This window comes from Microbacterium sp. 69-10 (genome assembly GCF_001897945.1).
Taxonomy (GTDB): domain Bacteria; phylum Actinomycetota; class Actinomycetes; order Actinomycetales; family Microbacteriaceae; genus Microbacterium.
Genome location: NZ_MKRT01000024.1, coordinates 301,530 through 318,766, shown reverse-complemented (window position 1 = coordinate 318,766; position 17,237 = coordinate 301,530). Strand labels below are relative to the sequence as shown.

Here is a 17,237-nt window from a genome sequence, read left to right as displayed (position 1 = left end):
GCGATGTAGCGGATCCGATCCACGCGCCTGCCGTCCATGCGCACCACCGTGAGCGTGCCGGAGCCGATGCGCACCTCGTCGCCGAGGGCGGGCACGCGCTCGAGCAGGCTCATCATGTAGCCGCCGATGGTGTCGTACACCTCGCCCTCGGGCACCTCGATGCCCGTGCGCGCCAGGAGCTCGTCCGGACGCAGCTCGCCGGGGAAGGTGATCGAGTCGACCCGCCGGACGATGCCCGCGCGGGAGCGGTCGTGCTCGTCTAACACCTCGCCGACGATCTCCTCGACGAGGTCCTCCAGCGTGACGATGCCGGCGGTGCCGCCGTACTCGTCCACGACGATCGCCATCTGGTACCCCTTCGAGCGCAGCTCGGCGACCAGTGCGTCCAGGTGCACGGTCTCGGGCACCCGCAGCGGCTCCGTGCTGAGCGCTCCGACGGGCACCTCCAGGCGCTTCTCGCGGGGCACCGACACGGCGGCCTTCACATGCACGACGCCCGTGATGTCGTCGAGGTCGTCGTCGTAGACCGGGAAGCGGCTGTGTCCGGTGCTGCGGGCCAGGCGGATGACGTCGTCCGCGCAGTCGCCCACCGAGATCGCATGCATGCTCGGGCGCGGCGTCATGATGTCATCCGCGGTGAGGCGGGCGAAGTTGAGGCTGCGGTCCAGCAGCGTCGCCGTGTCCTCCTCGAGCACGCCCTGGCTGGCCGACCTGCGCACCAGCGAGGAGAGCTCCTCGGCGCTGCGCGCGCCGGAGAGCTCCTCCTTCGGCTCGATGCCCATCGCGCGCAGCACGGCGTTCGCGCTGCCGTTGAGCATCAGCACGGCGGGCTTGAACACCACGGTGAACGCCGTCTGGAACGGGATGACCAGCTTGGCCGTCTGCACCGGGAGGGCGAGCGCGAAGTTCTTCGGCACCAGCTCGCCGATGATCATCGACAGGAAGGTGGCGACGAGCATCGCCACGGTGACCGAGACCGGTACGGCCGCGGCATCCGGAACGCCCCACGCCTCGAGCAGCGGCTCGAGGAGCTTCGAGATCGCCGGCTCCATGGTGTATCCGGTCAGCAGCGTGGTGAGTGTGATGCCCAGCTGCGCCGAGGAGAGATGCGTCGAGGTGATCTTGAGCGCACGGATGGTGAGCATCAGCCGGGACTCGCCGCGCGCCTGGCGCGCTTCGAGCTCTGCACGGTCGAGGTTCACCAGTGCGAACTCGCTGGCGACGAACAGGCCGGTCCCGACGATGAGGAGGAGCCCCACGCCCAGCAGCACGAATTCCATCAGCTGAAGTCCTCGCTACGGGCGAGGAGCGGGCGGTGGGGCGAGGGACTGCAAGAAGGAGGGTCGTCCATGGTGCGGACGATCTTACAGAATCCTGCTGTGAGCCGCGCGGACGCTACCAGCTCACCGGCAGCGCCTTGCCCTCCTCGTAGCCGGACGCGGACTGCAGGCCGACCAGGGCGCGGTCGTGGAACTCGGCGACGCTGGCCGCTCCCGCGTACGTGAACGAGGAGCGAACGCCCGAGGTGATCATGTCCAGCAGGTCCTCCACGCCGGGCCGGAGCGGGTCCAGGTAGATCATCGACGAGGAGATGCCCTCCGCGAACAGCTCCTTACGGGCCAGCTCGTAGGGGTCCAGTCGCTCGAACCGGGCCTGCACCGCCTTCGTCGACGCCATCCCCCAGGACTCCTTGTACGCGCGCCCCTCGGCGTCGTGGAGCAGTTCGCCCGGCGCCTCGATGGTGCCGGCGAACCAGGATCCGATCATGACGGACGCGGCGCCGGCGGCGAGCGCAAGGGCGACATCGCGCGGGTAGCGCACTCCCCCGTCGGCCCACACGTGCGCGCCGAGCTCGCGCGCCGCCTGCGCGGTCTCGAGCACGGCGGAGAACTGCGGGCGCCCGACCGCGGTCATCATGCGCGTCGTGCACATGGCGCCGGGCCCCACGCCCACCTTGAGGATCGACGCCCCGGCACGCACGAGGTCGTGCACGCCGTCGGCGGTGACGATGTTGCCTGCGACCAGCGGGATGCCGAGATCCAGCCCCGCGACGGTCTGCAGCGCGCGCAGCATCCCCTCCTGATGTCCGTGGGCGGTGTCGATCACCAGGACGTCGACGCCGGCGGATGCCAGCGCGCGGGCCTTGCCCGCCACATCCCCGTTGATGCCGACCGCCGCCGAGACCGCCAGGCGCCCCGAGGCGTCCACGGCAGGGCGGTACAGGCTCGAGCGCAGCGCGGTGCGCGGGGTCAGGGTGCCCACCACGTGCCCGCGATCGAGCACCAGGACGATCTCGGCATCCGCCGCGTCGATCGCGTCGTACGCCGCGCGTCCCTCGCCGATGTCCTCGGCGGCCAGGGCGACCGGCCCGGCGTGCACCAGGTCGCCGAGCGCGGCGTCCGGAAGGGCCGTCGCGAGCCTCGGCGCCGGCAGGATGCCCCGGACGTCGGCGCGCTCCAGCGGCTCACCGCCGCGCTGGTCGGCGACGACGATGCCGTGCCCCGGCAGCGACGGCAGCAGCCGCAGCGCGTCGGCGACCGTCGCCCGCGGAGAGAGCACCAGGGGCGTGTCCCAGCGCACGGGCTGGCGCTTGACCCAGCGGATGGCGGCATCCAGCTCCTGCAGCGGCAGATCCTGCGGCAGCACGCCGAGCCCACCGCGACGCGCGAGCGCCGCGGCGAGCCGCGGTCCCGTCACCGAGTTCATGTTCGCCGACACCAGCGGAATCGTCGCGGGCGTGCCGTCGTGCGGCGCCAGATCCACCTGAAGCCGGCTGGAGACGGCGGAGCGCCGTGGCACCAGGAAGACGTCCGAATAGGTCAGATCCACTGCGGGCAGCTCACCGGAGAACTTCATAACGTCACGCTACCCCTCCACGCCCGCAGCGAACCGCCCGACCGGGGAGCATTCCGGCGGCCGATTGGCGTTAGGCTGGGAGACTGTTACAGACGTGCGACCCGACGCGCTCTCGCCGCCGAGCCGCATGCACAGCTTCAGCGATGAAAGTAGGGCGGTAGAGCGTGTCGAACCAGGTGACCGGCGTCGGGGGCGACGGGGGGTTCGGAGCCAATTCGTGGCTCGTGGACGAGCTGTACGAGCAGTTCAAGCAGGATCGCAACTCCGTCGACAAGGAATGGTGGCCGATCCTGGAGAACTACACTCCGGATGCCGCGGCGGCGCAGACCGCACGGACCCCGGAGGCGCCGAGCGTCGCGCCGGTGACGGCGCCGATCCCCGTGATCGGCGCGCAGCCCGTGGCCCGCACCACGACGAAGCCCGCGAAGCAGGCGCCGATCCCCGCACAGGCGCCCAAGCCGCAGGCCAAGGAGGAGACGGAGTCCGCTGAAGAGGACAAGGTCACTCCGCTGCGCGGCATGCCGAAGACCCTCGCGGCGAACATGGACCAGTCGCTGTCGGTCCCCACCGCGACCAGCGTCCGCACCATCCCCGCCAAGCTGATGATCGACAACCGCATCGTCATCAACAACCACATGTCCCGCACCCGCGGCGGCAAGGTCTCCTTCACGCACCTGATCGGCTGGGCGCTGATCAAGACGCTCAAGGAGTTCCCCAGCCAGAACGTGTTCTACGCCGAGATCGACGGCAAGCCCTCGGTGGTCGCGCCCGCGCACGTCAACCTCGGCATCGCGGTCGACGTCCCCAAGCCGGACGGCACCCGTGCCCTCCTGGTGCCCAGCATCAAGCGCGCCGACACCATGACGTTCGGCGAGTACCTCCTCGCCTACGAGGACCTCATCGCCCGCGCCCGCAACAACAAGCTGACCGCCGGCGACTTCGCCGGCACCACGGTCTCGCTCACGAACCCCGGCGGCATTGGCACCGTGCACTCCGTGCCGCGCCTGATGAAGGGCCAGGGCTGCATCATCGGCGCCGGCGCCCTGAACTACCCGGCCGAGTTCCAGGGCTCCAGCGAGAAGGTGCTCACCGAGCTGGGCATCGGCAAGGTCATCACCCTGACCAGCACCTACGACCACCGCGTCATCCAGGGCGCCGGCTCCGGCGAGTTCCTGAAGAAGGTGCACGAGCTGCTGATCGGTGAGCGCGGCTTCTACGACGACATCTTCGCCGCGCTGCGCATCCCCTACCAGCCCATCCGCTGGAACGCGGACATCGCCGTCGACCTCGCCGAGCGCGTGGACAAGCAGGCCCGGGTGCAGGAGCTGATCAACTCCTACCGCGTGCGCGGTCACCTGATGGCCGACATCGACCCGCTGGAGTACGTGCAGCGCTCGCACCCCGACCTGGAGATCGAGAGCCACGGCCTGACCTTCTGGGACCTCGACCGCGAGTTCGTCACCGGCGGCTTCGGCGGCAAGCGCGTCATGAAGCTGCGCGAGATCCTCGGCGTGCTCCGCGACTCGTACTGCCGCACCCTCGGCATCGAGTACATGCACATCCAGGACCCGGAGCAGCGGCGCTGGTTCCAGGAGAAGGTCGAGGTCAAGTACGTCAAGCCCGGCCACGACGAGCAGCTGCGCGTGCTCAGCAAGCTCAACGAGGCCGAGGCCTTCGAGACCTTCCTGCAGACGAAGTTCGTCGGCCAGAAGCGCTTCTCGCTCGAGGGCGGCGAATCGCTGATCCCGCTGCTCGACGAGATCCTGCAGGGCGCCGCGAACGCGGGCCTGGACGGCGCCGCGATCGGCATGGCCCACCGCGGCCGCCTGAACGTGCTCACCAACATCGCGGGCAAGACCTACGGGCAGGTGTTCCGGGAGTTCGAGGGATCGCTCACCCCGGGCAACCAGCGCGGATCCGGCGACGTGAAGTACCACCTCGGCACCGAGGGGACCTTCGTCGCCGAGGACGGCGCCGAGCTGCCCGTGTACCTCGCGGCCAACCCCTCCCACCTGGAGACGGTCGACGGCGTCCTCGAGGGCATCGCCCGCGCCAAGCAGGACCGCAAGCCGATCGGCACCTTCACCTGGCTGCCGATCCTCGTGCACGGCGACGCCGCGTTCGCCGGCCAGGGCGTCGTGGTCGAGACGCTGCAGATGTCGCAGCTGCGCGGTTACCGCACCGGCGGCACCGTGCACATCGTGGTGAACAACCAGGTGGGCTTCACGACGTTGCCGACCGACTCGCGCACCTCGGTGTACGCGACCGATGTCGCCAAGACGATCCAGGCGCCGATCTTCCACGTGAACGGCGACGACCCCGAGTCGGTCATCCACGTGGCACAGCTGGCCTTCGAGTACCGCGAGCGCTTCCACCGCGACGTGGTGATCGACCTGGTCTGCTACCGCCGCCGCGGTCACAACGAGGGCGACGACCCGTCGATGACCCAGCCGCTGATGACCGACCTCATCCAGGCGAAGCGCTCGGTGCGCAAGCTGTACACCGAGGCTCTCGTCGGACGAGGCGACATCACCGAGGAGGAGTACGACAAGGCCAAGGCCGACTTCCAGAACCGCCTGGAGATCGCGTTCGCCGAGACGCACGCCGCCGAGACCGGCGCCACCCCGATCGCCCCCGAGCTGACGCAGGTCGACCCCCAGGTCGGCGAGCCCGAGATCACCGGCGTGCCGCTCGAGGTCATCCACCTCATCGGCGACGCGCACGCGAACAAGCCGGACGGCTTCACGGTGCACCCCAAGCTGCAGCAGCAGCTCGACAAGCGCGTCGAGATGAGCCGCACCGGCGGCATCGACTGGGGCTTCGGCGAGCTGCTCGCGTTCGGCTCGCTCCTGGTCGAGGGCACCCCGGTGCGTCTGGCCGGTCAGGACTCCCGCCGCGGCACGTTCGTGCAGCGCCACGCCGTGCTGCACGACCGCAAGAACGGTCAGGAGTGGCTGCCGCTGACCAACCTGTCCGCGTCGCAGGGTCGCTTCTTCGTGTACGACTCGCTGCTCAGCGAGTACGCCGCGCTCGGTTTCGAGTACGGCTACTCGGTCGAGAACACCGAGGCGCTGGTGCTGTGGGAGGCGCAGTTCGGCGACTTCGTGAACGGCGCCCAGTCGGTCATCGACGAGTACATCTCGGCCGCCGAGCAGAAGTGGGGTCAGCAGTCCGGCGTCGTCCTGCTGCTGCCGCACGGCTACGAGGGGCAGGGCCCCGACCACTCCTCCGCACGCATGGAGCGCTTCCTGCAGCTGTGCGCCCAGGAGAACATGACCGTGGCGCGGCCCTCCACTCCCGCGTCGTACTTCCACCTGCTGCGTCGTCAGGCGTACACGCGTCCGCGCAAGCCGCTGATCGTCTTCACCCCGAAGGCCATGCTGCGTCTGCGCGGTGCCACCAGCCAGGTCGAGGACTTCACCCAGGGGCGCTTCGAGCCGGTCATCGACGACGACCGCGCTCTGGACCGCGCCGCCGTCAAGCGCGTCGTCGTGCACGCCGGCAAGATCCACTGGGACCTCGCCAGCGAGCTGGAGAAGAACCCGAACCCGGAGATCGCCCTGGTGCGCCTCGAGCAGTTCTACCCGACGCCGATCGATGCGCTGAAGGCCATCACGGACTCCTACCCCAACGCCGAGCTGGTGTGGGCGCAGGACGAGCCCGAGAACCAGGGCGCCTGGCCGTTCCTGGCCCTGGCGTTCGCCGAGGTCCCCGGCCCGCGGCAGTTCCGCGTGGTGTCCCGTCCGGCCGCGGCCTCGCCGTCGACCGGGTCGTCGAAGGTGCACGCGGCCGAGCAGGCCGCTCTGCTGAAGCAGGCGCTGACGCTGGACTGAGCCGAGCCGCACACGAAGGATGCCGTCCCTCCTCGCGAGGGGCGGCATCCTTCGTCTGTGCGGGGTCACGAGCCTCGACGGCTCGCGCGTCTCGGACGCGACGTGAACCGGCGGCCTAGGAGCGCGCGGCTCCGTGCATGCGTCCGCGGATGACTCCCACCAGCACGGCCGCCCCGGCGAGCAGCACCGGCACGATCAGCGCGGCGCCGGCGAGCGGCAGCATCGCCACGGTGAGCACCGCCGCGACCACGGCCAGTCGATGCCCGAGGGTCCGGTGCGGGAGCAGGCGCACGGCGGCGACCATCCCGAGCGCGTAGATGGCGACCATGCTCGCGGTGTGGATCAGGATGAACGGCTGCAGGTCCCCGCCGGTGAGCAGCACGATCGTGAAGTAGACCAGGATGATCGCACCCGTCAGCAGCAGCGCGCGACGCGGCACCTCGCCGTTCCCGACGCCCTTCGCCAGCGGGGCAGGCAGGTCACCGGCCGAGGCCAGCGACGCGCCGAGCTTCGCGAAAGCGGCGAGGTAGACGTTCATCACTCCGAGCGCCACGATCCCCGCGGCCGCGCCGACGAGTGCGGGCGCCGCCGACAGCCCACCCAGGCTGGCGAGGTCGAGCAGCACCACGTCCCCCTCCCCCGCACGCGACCCGAGCGCTCCGACCGTGACGACCTGCAGCACCAGGTAGCTCGCGCCGGACAGCGCCAGAGTGACCGCCGTGGCGATCGGGATGGTGCGCCGGGGATCGCGGAACTCGCCGGAGATGTGCGTGCCCACCTCCCATCCGGCGAACGCCCACACGAACATCACGACCGCGGCGCCCACGCCACCCCAGCCGTGCGGGAGGAACGGTTCGAAACGGGCCGGCTGCACGGCGGGAGCAGCGACCGCGATGACCGTGACGACCACGGCCATCAGCAGGGCTGTCAGCACCAGCTGCAGCCAGCCGGCGACCCGCACGCCGAACAGGTTGGTGATGAAGGGCAGCGCCAGGAACGCGAGGGCCAGAAGCGGCACCATCCCGGCGTCTATGCCGAGGATCGTCGCGATGTAGCGAGCGCCGAGCATGGCCACGACGGCACCGCCCGCGGCGACACCGAACATGAACCACTAGCCGGCCGCACGAGCCGCGGTCGGGCCCAGCGTCCGCCGCACATAGGAGGCGACGCCGCCCGGGTCCGGATGCCGGGCCGCCAGGGCCGCGAACGTCCCGGCCAGCGGGATGGCGAGCAGCGTCACGATGGCCACCGACAGGATGCTCGCGGGCCCCGCGGCGCGCGCCGCGAGTCCGGGGAGGACGAGCAGGCCTGTACCCAGCACGGATGCCAGGTACAGCGCGATCCCCGGCCCGAGACCGAGCCGCCCGGCGGGCGCTCCGGACGAGGGTGCACGGAGGGTGGATTCGCGGATGCTCACCCGCTCACGATAGCCACGGCCGAGGACACCGAGACTTCCACCCGACCCTCGCGTGCGAGGAATGGCCGGATTGCGTCGGAACGCGACCGGAAGGCGACGAACGGATGCTCAGAGCAGCACGGGCTGGGCGAACCTCTCGTCCGATTCCAACTCCGCGCGCACCCCGGCGAGCGCGTCGGGGCCGACACCCACATGCTCGAGCGCGAGCAGTGCCGCGCCCAGCACGGGCGGGGAATCGACGATCGTCAGGGACGCGCGGGGAATCCGCATGGAGATCCCCTCCTCGATCCCGGACAGCAGCAGGGGGTCCCTGGCTCGTGCGACTCCCCCGCCGAAGACGATGGGCACGTCGACCTCGAGCAGCCCGAGCCGCCGGATGCAGGCGTGGGCGTAGGCGACCACCTCATCCGCCTGCCGACGCACGACACCCTGCGCGACGACGTCGCCGTCTGCCGCGGCGCGGAACACCAGAGGCGCCAGATAGCCGAGGCGATCTCCCTCGCGGCGCCCCAGATGCACGTCCTCGATCATCGCTCCGACGCTCGGCGCATCGACGGCATCCAGCAGCAGCGGGAGCAGCTCCGTCCACGGCCCGCGTCCGTCCTCCGCACGGGCGGCGTGCCAGAGCGCGGCGGCGCCGAGCTCGGTCCCGCCGCCCCAGTCCCCCGACAACGGTCCGAGGGCGAGGAAGCGCACGTCGGCGCCGTCCTCGCGCACGCCGATCGCGTTCATCCCGGTGCCGCAGATCACGGCCACGGCATTGCGCGAATCAGTGCCGGCGCGCAGTAGGGCGTGCAGGTCATTCTCCGCGACCGTAGGCCTCGCAGCCCAGGGCAGGTGGGCGATGGCCGCACGGAAGGCCTGGATCTCCTCGTCCAGGTCCAGACCGGACAGGTACACCCCCACCTGCGCGAGCCGCCTCGGATCCCTCCCCTCCAGCACCTGGTCGATCAGGCCGTCGATGACGCGCACCGAGTTCCTCAGTCCCTCCACCTGCGGGCTCGACCCCGACCCGCGCTGCCAGCCCAGCATCCTGCCGCTCAGATCGAGCAGCACGACGTCGGTCTTCGAGCCTCCGCCGTCGACCGCGATCACCAGATCCGCCGCCACGGTCATGCCCATTCCAGGAAGCGCGAGTTCGCCGCCATCAGCAGGTCGGTGAGCTTCTCCGCGCGGTCGTGCTGCAGCACCAGCGGATGCGAGCGCATGGCGCGGAGAACACGGTCGCGGCCGCCGTTCACCGCGGCATCCAGCGCGAGCCGCTCGTAGCCTGCGACCGCACTGATGAGCCCTCGGATGTCGTCGGGCAGCGGAGCGACCGGCTCGGCCACGAAGCGTCCGTCCACGTGCCGCGCCGGCACCTCGATCACGTGGTCGTCGGGCAGGAAGGGCAGCACGCCGTCATTGCGGAGGTTGACCACGCGCGGCTGCTCGGACCCGCCGCGGATCGCCAGCAGCAGCTCGATCGCGGCTTCGGAGTAGTACGCGCCGCCGCGCCTCTCCAGGATCTCGGGCTTGGTGTCGACGCTGCTGTCCGCGTACAGCGCCAGCAGTTCCTGCTCGATCGCGCGGACCTCGTGCGCTCTGGTGGACTTGTGCAGCTGCTCATGCAGCACCTCATCGTGCGCGTAGTAGTAGCGCAGGTAGTACGAGGGGATCATCCCCAGCTGCGCGAGCAGCGCGGGCGCCAGCTGCACGTCGTCGGCCAGCTCCTGCAGATCGCCCTGCAGGGCCTGCGGCAGGGTGTCGACGCCGTCGATGAAGACCCCGCGCTCCCAGGTGAGGTGGTTCAGCCCGACGTGCGCGAGCGCCACGCGATCGGGCGAGACCCCGGCCTCGGCCGCGAAGCGGCGCTGGAAGCCGATCGCCACATTGCACAGGCCCACCGCGCGGTGCCCCGCCTGCAGCAGAGCCCGGGTGACGATGCCCACCGGGTTGGTGAAGTCGACGATCCAGGCATCCGGCTTGGCGTGCGCGCGCACGGTCTCGGCTATCCGGAGCACGACGGGCACGGTGCGCAGCGCCTTCGCGAGACCGCCCGGGCCGGTGGTCTCCTGACCGATGCAGCCCGCGTCATGCGGCCAGGTCTCGTCCTGATCACGGGCGTCCTGCCCGCCGATGCGCAGCTGGATCAGCACGGCATCAGCATCCGCGACCCCCGCGACGAGGTCATCCGTGGTGCTGAACCGAGCCGGGTGACCACCGCGCACCAGCATCCGCTTCGCCACCCCGCCGACGAGCTCCAGCCGTGACGGGTCGGTGTCGACCAGGACGAGCTCCTCGATCGGCAGCTCGGCCTGCAGGCGGACGAAGCCGTCGATGAGTTCGGGCGTGTATGTCGATCCGCCGCCGACGATGGCCAGTTTCATGTGCTCTCCTTGTGTTGGTACCGGTTGGCCGTGGCTCACCAGGTGGGGATTCGGTCTTCGAGTCGGGTGCGGATCTGCTCGACGAGCAGCCGTCGCGCGCCCGCGAGCACCGAGCTGTCGCCGGTGACGCTCAGGCGCACGTCTGCGTCGGGCCGCTCGTCGCTGCGCAGCTCGTCGGCGACCAGCTCGGCGAGCCGCTCGCCACCGGCCAGGGACGTCGGTCCGCCGAGCACGATGAGCTCGGGGTCGAGCACGGCGAGCACGGGTTCGACCGTCACGGCGATGCGCGCCGCGATCGTCCGCAGCGCCGGCTCATGATGCGCGAGGGCGGCGATGCCCTCCGGGTACCGCGCGCCCGCCGGCGCGTCGACGAGCGCGAGGATGCTGTCCGAACCGAGCAGCTGCGTGGTCACCGCGCCCCTGCGCTGTGAGCGTCCGGCCACGACGAGGTAGCCGATCTCACCGGCCCCGCCGTGGGCTCCGCGATGGATGCGGCCGCCCAGATCGACGCCGACGCCCAGTCCGACGCCCAGCCACAGCAGCGCGAAGCTGCCCGCCTGCTGCGCGACGCCGAAGGCCCGCTCCGCCATGGTGGCGAGATTGACGTCGTTCTCCAGCACGACGGCGATGCCGAGTTCGGACTCGATGCGCGCACGGGCGCCGACGGAGGGCCATCCGGGAAGGGAGTCGGTCAGGGAGAGGGCGTCGGACTCGCTGCTCACCGCGGCCTGGACGCCCGCGGTCACCACCTCCACAGTGCGCCGCTCGATGCCGGACGCCGCGCACGCCGCGTCGATCGCGCGGTCGATGTCGCGCTCCGGCGAGCGCGGTTCGCCGCGCACCTCGAGTTCGACGATCGGATGCCTGCGGTCCAGCGCATCGACGACCACCGCCTGGATGCAGTCCTCGAGCATGCTCACCGCCACGCCTGCGACGCGGTCGCTCCGCACGTTCCAGCTCACGGCACTGGGGCCGCGGCTGCCGGCGACCTCGCCGACCGGTCGGATCAGCCCCGCGCTCTCCAGCCGCGCGATCATCTGCGTCGCGGTGGGCTTCGACATCCCGGAGAGCTCGCCGAGCCGCGTCCGGGTGAGGGCTCCGTGCTCGAGGAACAGGTGGAGCGCCTCGCGGTCGTTCCGCGTGCGCAACCACGCGGACGTGCCCGGGTCGATCTGCGACATGAGTGCTCCTCTCAGGGTTCGTCGTCGTACGGGGACACCGCGGCCGGACCGGTCGCCGGCGGCGGGAAGAGAGCCGGATCGGCCGTCAGCCGGCGGCGAGCTCGGCGCGCACCTCGTCTCGCAGCCGACCGAGGTTCTCGGGTTCGGGCGCGGCGGCGAGAAGCGTCCTGGTGTACTCGTGCTTCGGATCGAGGATGACCTGGTCTGCCGGGCCGCGCTCGACGACATCGCCCTTGTAGAGCACCATGATCTCGTCGCTGAAGTGGCGAGCCGTGGCGAGGTCGTGGGTGATGTACAGCACGCCCAGGCGGTCCTCGCGCTGCAGGTCGGCCAGCAGGTTCAGCACGCCGAGCCTGATCGACACGTCGAGCATCGACACCGGCTCGTCCGCCACGATGAACCGTGCACCGGGAGCGAGCGCGCGGGCGATCGCGACCCGCTGCCGCTGGCCTCCGGAGAGCTCGTGCGGCCTGCGATCGATGAACGACTCCGCGGGAGACAGCCGCACCCGCTCCAGCAGCTCGAGCGCTCGCTCGCGCACGCGCGTCCCGGACAGCCCCGGATGATGGATCCGCAGCGGGCGCTCCAGGTGATGCATGATCGTGTGGAACGGGTTCAGCGACGCGAACGGATCCTGGAACACCATCTGCACCTCGGAGCGATACGCCGCTCTGGCCCACCCGCCGCGCCCGGTCGGCCGCCCGTCGAGGAGGATCTGCCCCCTGGTGGGGTTCTCCAACTTCATCAGCATCCGCGCGATCGTCGACTTCCCGCTGCCGGATTCGCCGACAAGCGCGAGAGTCCTCCCGGCTTCGAGTGTGAACGAGACGTCCTTCACCGCGTGCAGCACGGTCGTACGCATTCCCGAACGCAGATGGAAGTCCTTGACCAGGCCCCTGGCCTCCAGCGTCGGCGGCTGCGCTCCGGCATCCGTCGTCCTCATCGCGACCCCTCTCCGGTCGGTCCGGCCGCTTCCGCGCCCATGACGCCTGAACCGGCGCGGACGAATCCGCCCCGCTGCCCCCTCAGGCTCGGGAAGCTCGACAGAAGCCGCCGGGTGTACTCGTGCTCGGGTGCGCGGTAGATCTGCTCGGCGGGGCCCTGCTCGACGATGCGTCCGTCCAGCATCACCGCGATGCGGTCGCTGATCTCGATCAGCATCGGAAGATCGTGGGTGATGAAGATCACGGCGAAGCCGAGCTTCTCGCGCAGCCGCATGATCTCGCGGATGATCCCCCGCTGCACCACGACGTCCAGCGCCGTGGTCGGCTCGTCCATGATCATCACCTGCGGATCCAGGGCGAGCGCCATCGCGATCATCATGCGCTGGCGCATGCCGCCGGACAGCTCGTGCGGGAAGCTGGCGAGCCGAGCCGGCTCCACGCCCACCAGCGGCAGCAGCTCCTCGGCGCGCGTCTGCTTGTCCCGCCGCGACATGCCGGGCCGGTGGGCGTCGAAGATGTCGAAGATCTGCGCTCGGATCGTGATCACCGGGTTGAGCGAGTTCATCGCGCCCTGGAAGACCATCGAGATCTTGTCCCAGCGGAACGCCCGGAGCGCTTCACCGCCGAGCGCGGCGACGTCGATGTCCGCGCCGGATCGATCGTGGAAGACGATCTCGCCCGAGGTCATCAACGCCGGCGCCTTCAGCAGCCTGTTGAGCCCGTACGCGAGGGTCGTCTTGCCGCATCCGGACTCTCCCGCAAGACCCAGGATCTCGCCGCGGTTCAGTGTCAGCGAGACATCGCGGACCGCCTGAACGGGCGGATCCACCTCGTACTCGATCGTCACATGGCGGGCCGTGAGAACGGGTTCGGCGTCCACACACGCGACGACCGGCTCCGCGACGGGCGCGGTGATGAGGTCGGTCATGCCGCCACCTCCTCTCCCCTGGTGGCCGCTTCGGCGCGCTGGGCGCGGCGCTGCCTGCGCGCAGCCGCCGGCGCGAGCCGCAGCTTCGGGTTCACGATCTCGTCGATCGCGAAGTTGATCAGCGAGAGCCCCGTCCCGATCAGGGCGATGATCGCGCCCGGCGGCACGAACCACCACCACGCACCGCTGCCGACCGCCTGTCCGGTCTGCGCGTCGTTCAGCACGGTGCCCAGCGTGATCGACCCGGTCGGGCCGAGACCCAGATAGGACAGACCGGCCTCGCCGAGCACCGCGAAGATCACGCCGAAGATCAGCTGGGCCGCCAGCAGCGGCACGAGGTTGGGCAGGATCTCCACGAAGATGATGCGCAGCGGACGCTCCCCCGCGACGACGGATGCCGCGACGTAGTCCCGGGTGCGCAGGGACCTCGCGGTCCCGCGCAGCACCACGGCAGATCCCGCCCATCCGGTGATGCCGAGCACCAGGGCCACCAGCAGCGAGCTGCGGGCCAGCGCTCCGAGCCCTTCGGTGTGCTGCACGTAAGTGGCGATGATCATCACCAGAGGCAGCCCCGGGATGACGAGCATGATGTTCGTGATCAGCATCAGCACCTCGTCCACCGCGCCGCCGAAGTATCCGGCCAGCACGCCGAACACCAGGGCGAGCAGCAGGGCCACCAGCCCGGCGACGACTCCGACGAAGAGCGACCCCTGCGTGCCCGTCGCGATCTGCGCCAGCACGTCGTGACCGAGCTTGGTCGTGCCCAGCAGGTGCGCGGGAGACGGCGGGAGCAGCGGTTCGTGGGATGCATCGTGCGGATCCCCCACGACCAGCGGACCCAGCAGACCGAACAGCGTGATCGCGCCGATGATGATCAGACCGCTCAGCAGCTTGCCCGTGATCCTCGGCAGGACCCGCCCGGAGCGGCCCATCCGCGCGACGGCGACGGCGTGCGTGTCCGCGGGTGCGTCGTACGTGCCCGCGTCGGTGCGTGCGCCCGTGGGCGCCTCGATCAGTTCAGCCATTTCTCCGCACCCTCGGATCGATGAACCCGTACAGCAGGTCGACGAGCACATTGGCGGCGAGCACCGTGAGGGTGATCACCAGGAACACGCCCTGCATGAGCGCGTAGTCCAGTCCCTGCACGGCCTGGATCATCAGCTTGCCGATCCCGGGGTAGCTGAACACCTGCTCGGTGACGATGGACCCGGCCACGACGAACCCGAGCGCGATGCCGAATCCCGCCAGGCTCGGGATGGCCGCGTTCCGCGCGGCGTAGGCGCGGCGGATCCGAGACGGCCGCAGCCCCTTCGCCTCGGCGGTGAGGACGTAGTCCTCCGCCATCTCCTGCACCATCATGTTGCGCATGCCCAGCAGCCATCCGCCCACCGACGAGATCACGATCGTCGTCGCAGGCAGCAGCGCGTGCACGACCACGCTCCCGAGGAAGCCGAGGCTCCATTCCGGACCCGCCGGATACTCGAACACGCCGTAGCCGCCGAAGATCGGCAGCAGCCCGAGCTGCACCGAGAAGACCGCGACCAGCACCAGGGCGAGCCAGAAGGACGGGATGGACTGCAGGAACGTCGTCACGGGGACGAGCTGATCGACCCAGGTCCCCCGACGCCATCCGGCCCAGGCTCCGGCGACGATCCCGATGACGAAGGAGATCACGGTCGCCGTCCCCACCAGGGTCACGGTCCACGGCAGCGCGTCGGCGATGAGGTCGCCCACCGATGCGGGATAACGCGTGGACGAGACGCCGAGGTCACCCTGCAGCATCCGCCCCCAGTAGACGAGGTACTGATCCCACAGGCTGGTGTCCTTCCCGGTGCCCAGCAGCGCGTGGATCGACGTGATCGTGGCCTCCGAGAGCGGGCGTCCGCCGCTGGCCCGGCGCAGCTTGCCGATCATGATCGCCGCAGGATCGCCCGGCATCATCCTCGGAAGGAGGAAGTTGAGCGAGACGGCGGCCCAGAGCGTGATCACGTAGAAGACGACTCGACGCGTCCAGAACCTCATGCGCTCCCCCTCCTCGGGACCCGAACCATGTGCCGGCGCTCCTACTTCTCGACCGGATGCAGGTGCGTCAGGATGACGGCGGAGGCAGTGGACAGGTACGGAAGCGGGTTCGCGTACAGGTCGTCGGCGGTGGGCCAGCCGGCGAATTCGGCGGTGTTGTAGAACGCCTGCGAGGCGTTGAGCACCACCGGGATGTACGGCAGATCCTGCGCGATCTGCGCCTGGATCCTCGCGTAGGCCTCCTTCTTGACGCCCTCGTCCTGGGTCGCGCCGGCCGCAGCGACGGCCGCGTCGACATCGGCGTTGCTGTAGCGCGCGTAGTTCTGCCCCTTGGCCGGCATCTCCCCGACCTTCGCCGTGGCGCCCGTGGCGAAGTACTGGTCGTAGTTCGAGAAGGGATCCGCGACCAGGGACTGCGTCAGTCCGTACAGCGCGAGCTGGAAGTCGCCGTTGGAGACCGGCGTCCAGTACTCGGCTTCGGAGACGGTGCGCGCGTTGACCCGGATCCCGGCCTTCGCCGCCTGTGCGGCGATCAGCTTCGCCGCGTCGTTGTAGTCGGTCCAGCCGTCCGGCGAGAACAGGTCGAGCTCGATCGCGGTGCCGTCCTTGCCGTAGAAGCCGTCGGCGTCCTTCGTGTACCCGGCGGCCTCCAGGATCCGGCCCGCCTCGGCGGCATCGGCGCGCTGCGGGCTGGTGGCCAGCGACGGGTCGCTCAGCCACTTCTCGTCCCGGGGCAGCAGGGCGAAGCTCGGGCTGGACTCCCCCGCCAGGCCCGCGAAGGCCTTCTTGCTGATCGACGCACGATCCATCGCGGCGTTGAGCGCCTGACGCACGGCGGGATCGGTCTGCGCGCCCTTGCAGCCGAGGGCCGCATCGGCGCAGGTCATGATGACGGTGGGGTCCTGCTGCTGGTTCATCGTGGCGACCCTGCCGCTGCCCGTGACGCCGTCCGGATTGGCCACGAACTGCCCGACCCAGTCGAGCTCGCCGGTCTTCAGCAGGTCCTCGGCGGACTGGTTGGAGTCGATGCCGACGTCCTGCACCTTCTTGATGTCGGGCGCGCCCTCGCGGAACAGCGGGTTGGCCTCGAGCGTGTAGGCGGCGTCGGTGAACGTCTTGAGGACGTACGGCCCGGATCCGACGGGCTTCGGATTGGTCTCCGACATGTAGTCGGTGATCTTGGACCAGATGTGCTCGGGCACGATGAAGGTCGCGCCGAGGATCATCGAGGCGGCGGTGAACTTGGGCGACGAGTACGTCACGATCACGGTGGTCGCGTCCGTGGCCTCGATCGACACCGTGTCCGGGTCGCGATTGGAGCCGTAGCCGAGGCTGAACGCCACGTCCTCGGCGGTGAGGTCGGCGTCGTCACTCCACTTCTGGTCCGGCTTGATCCTGATCGTGAGCACCGTGCCGTCGTCGTTGAACTCGAAGGAGTCGCCGATGAGCCCGACCGGAGCTTCGGCGGAGAGCTGGTTGAAGAAGAACAGCGGCTCGTAGATCGCGCCGAACGTCAGGTGCGCCGCGGTGTCGACGGCGAAGGGGTTGAAGTTGTTCGCGATCGGAGTCATCGACCCGGACCAGACACGCAGCGGCCGTTCGCCGGTCGTCTGAGTGCCCGAGGGTGCGCATCCCCCCAAAGCCAGGGCGAGCGCGGCAGCGCCTGCGACAAGAGGAATCGTCTTCC

11 protein-coding genes and 1 pseudogene are annotated in these 17,237 nt (G+C 70.1%); 1 reads left to right on the top strand and 11 read right to left on the bottom strand.

Features of this window, described 5'->3' with window-relative positions:
• Together BGN97_RS12580 and BGN97_RS12575 are read right to left on the bottom strand one after the other, a co-directional pair.
• On the bottom strand, positions 1–1,280 hold a 1,280-nt coding region (locus BGN97_RS12580), incomplete at its 3' end, for a hemolysin family protein (RefSeq protein ID WP_292702032.1).
• A gap of 115 nt (positions 1,281–1,395) precedes the next feature.
• Positions 1,396–2,856 carry a GuaB1 family IMP dehydrogenase-related protein gene (locus BGN97_RS12575; RefSeq protein WP_292702028.1) on the bottom strand — a complete coding sequence of 487 codons (1,461 nt, stop codon included), beginning with the start codon at positions 2,854–2,856 and terminating at the stop codon, positions 1,396–1,398.
• A gap of 164 nt (positions 2,857–3,020) precedes the next feature.
• Between BGN97_RS12575 and BGN97_RS12570 the strand changes: the two genes are divergently transcribed.
• The gene (locus BGN97_RS12570; RefSeq protein WP_292702025.1) at positions 3,021–6,689 is read left to right on the top strand and encodes a multifunctional oxoglutarate decarboxylase/oxoglutarate dehydrogenase thiamine pyrophosphate-binding subunit/dihydrolipoyllysine-residue succinyltransferase subunit; all 3,669 of its coding nucleotides are present in this window, start codon (positions 3,021–3,023) and stop codon (positions 6,687–6,689) included.
• 115 nt (positions 6,690–6,804) lie between these two features.
• Here the strand turns inward: BGN97_RS12570 and BGN97_RS12565 are convergent.
• The 9 genes and pseudogenes from BGN97_RS12565 to BGN97_RS12525 all read right to left on the bottom strand — a co-directional run bounded on the left by BGN97_RS12565 (position 6,805) and on the right by BGN97_RS12525 (position 17,121).
• Positions 6,805–8,010, bottom strand: a pseudogene (locus BGN97_RS12565) (amino acid permease).
• 204 nt (positions 8,011–8,214) lie between these two features.
• Entirely contained in the window at positions 8,215–9,222 is a 1,008-nt protein-coding gene (locus tag BGN97_RS12560) for a BadF/BadG/BcrA/BcrD ATPase family protein (RefSeq protein WP_292702022.1), read from the bottom strand.
• The gene (locus BGN97_RS12555) at positions 9,219–10,475 is read right to left on the bottom strand and encodes a 6-phospho-beta-glucosidase (protein ID WP_292702018.1); all 1,257 of its coding nucleotides are present in this window, start codon (positions 10,473–10,475) and stop codon (positions 9,219–9,221) included. Before BGN97_RS12555 ends, BGN97_RS12560 begins: the two co-directional genes overlap by 4 nt.
• 35 nt (positions 10,476–10,510) lie before the next feature.
• Positions 10,511–11,656 (bottom strand): ROK family transcriptional regulator, encoded by a 1,146-nt coding sequence (locus BGN97_RS12550; RefSeq protein ID WP_292702015.1) that lies wholly within the window; start codon positions 11,654–11,656, stop codon positions 10,511–10,513.
• A gap of 85 nt (positions 11,657–11,741) precedes the next feature.
• The gene (locus BGN97_RS12545) at positions 11,742–12,599 is read right to left on the bottom strand and encodes an ATP-binding cassette domain-containing protein (RefSeq protein WP_292702012.1); all 858 of its coding nucleotides are present in this window, start codon (positions 12,597–12,599) and stop codon (positions 11,742–11,744) included.
• Positions 12,596–13,528, bottom strand: a complete 933-nt coding sequence (locus BGN97_RS12540; RefSeq protein ID WP_292701984.1) for an ABC transporter ATP-binding protein — start codon at positions 13,526–13,528, stop codon at positions 12,596–12,598. The genes BGN97_RS12545 and BGN97_RS12540 overlap by 4 nt, the downstream gene beginning before the upstream one ends.
• Positions 13,525–14,553, bottom strand: coding sequence for an ABC transporter permease (locus BGN97_RS12535; RefSeq protein ID WP_292701980.1), 1,029 nt, complete (start codon positions 14,551–14,553; stop codon positions 13,525–13,527). The genes BGN97_RS12540 and BGN97_RS12535 overlap by 4 nt, the downstream gene beginning before the upstream one ends.
• The gene (locus BGN97_RS12530; RefSeq protein ID WP_292701978.1) at positions 14,546–15,550 is read right to left on the bottom strand and encodes an ABC transporter permease; all 1,005 of its coding nucleotides are present in this window, start codon (positions 15,548–15,550) and stop codon (positions 14,546–14,548) included. Before BGN97_RS12530 ends, BGN97_RS12535 begins: the two co-directional genes overlap by 8 nt.
• Before the next feature lie 41 nt (positions 15,551–15,591).
• Positions 15,592–17,121 carry an ABC transporter substrate-binding protein gene (locus tag BGN97_RS12525; RefSeq protein WP_292701975.1) on the bottom strand — a complete coding sequence of 510 codons (1,530 nt, stop codon included), beginning with the start codon at positions 17,119–17,121 and terminating at the stop codon, positions 15,592–15,594.
• Positions 17,122–17,237: the final 116 nt, after the last annotated feature.

What these genes read in the sequence shown, in the direction of transcription:
- BGN97_RS12575 (WP_292702028.1), bottom strand. Translation starts at nt 2,856, where the DNA reads ATGAAGTTCTCCGGTGAGCTGCCCGCAGTGGATCTGACCTATTCGGAC.
- BGN97_RS12560 (WP_292702022.1), bottom strand. Translation starts at nt 9,222, where the DNA reads ATGACCGTGGCGGCGGATCTGGTGATCGCGGTCGACGGCGGAGGCTCG.
- BGN97_RS12555 (WP_292702018.1), bottom strand. Translation starts at nt 10,475, where the DNA reads ATGAAACTGGCCATCGTCGGCGGCGGATCGACATACACGCCCGAACTC.
- BGN97_RS12550 (WP_292702015.1), bottom strand. Translation starts at nt 11,656, where the DNA reads ATGTCGCAGATCGACCCGGGCACGTCCGCGTGGTTGCGCACGCGGAAC.
- BGN97_RS12545 (WP_292702012.1), bottom strand. Translation starts at nt 12,599, where the DNA reads ATGAGGACGACGGATGCCGGAGCGCAGCCGCCGACGCTGGAGGCCAGG.
- BGN97_RS12540 (WP_292701984.1), bottom strand. Translation starts at nt 13,528, where the DNA reads ATGACCGACCTCATCACCGCGCCCGTCGCGGAGCCGGTCGTCGCGTGT.
- BGN97_RS12535 (WP_292701980.1), bottom strand. Translation starts at nt 14,553, where the DNA reads ATGGCTGAACTGATCGAGGCGCCCACGGGCGCACGCACCGACGCGGGC.
- BGN97_RS12530 (WP_292701978.1), bottom strand. Translation starts at nt 15,550, where the DNA reads ATGAGGTTCTGGACGCGTCGAGTCGTCTTCTACGTGATCACGCTCTGG.
- BGN97_RS12525 (WP_292701975.1), bottom strand. Translation starts at nt 17,121, where the DNA reads ATGACTCCGATCGCGAACAACTTCAACCCCTTCGCCGTCGACACCGCG.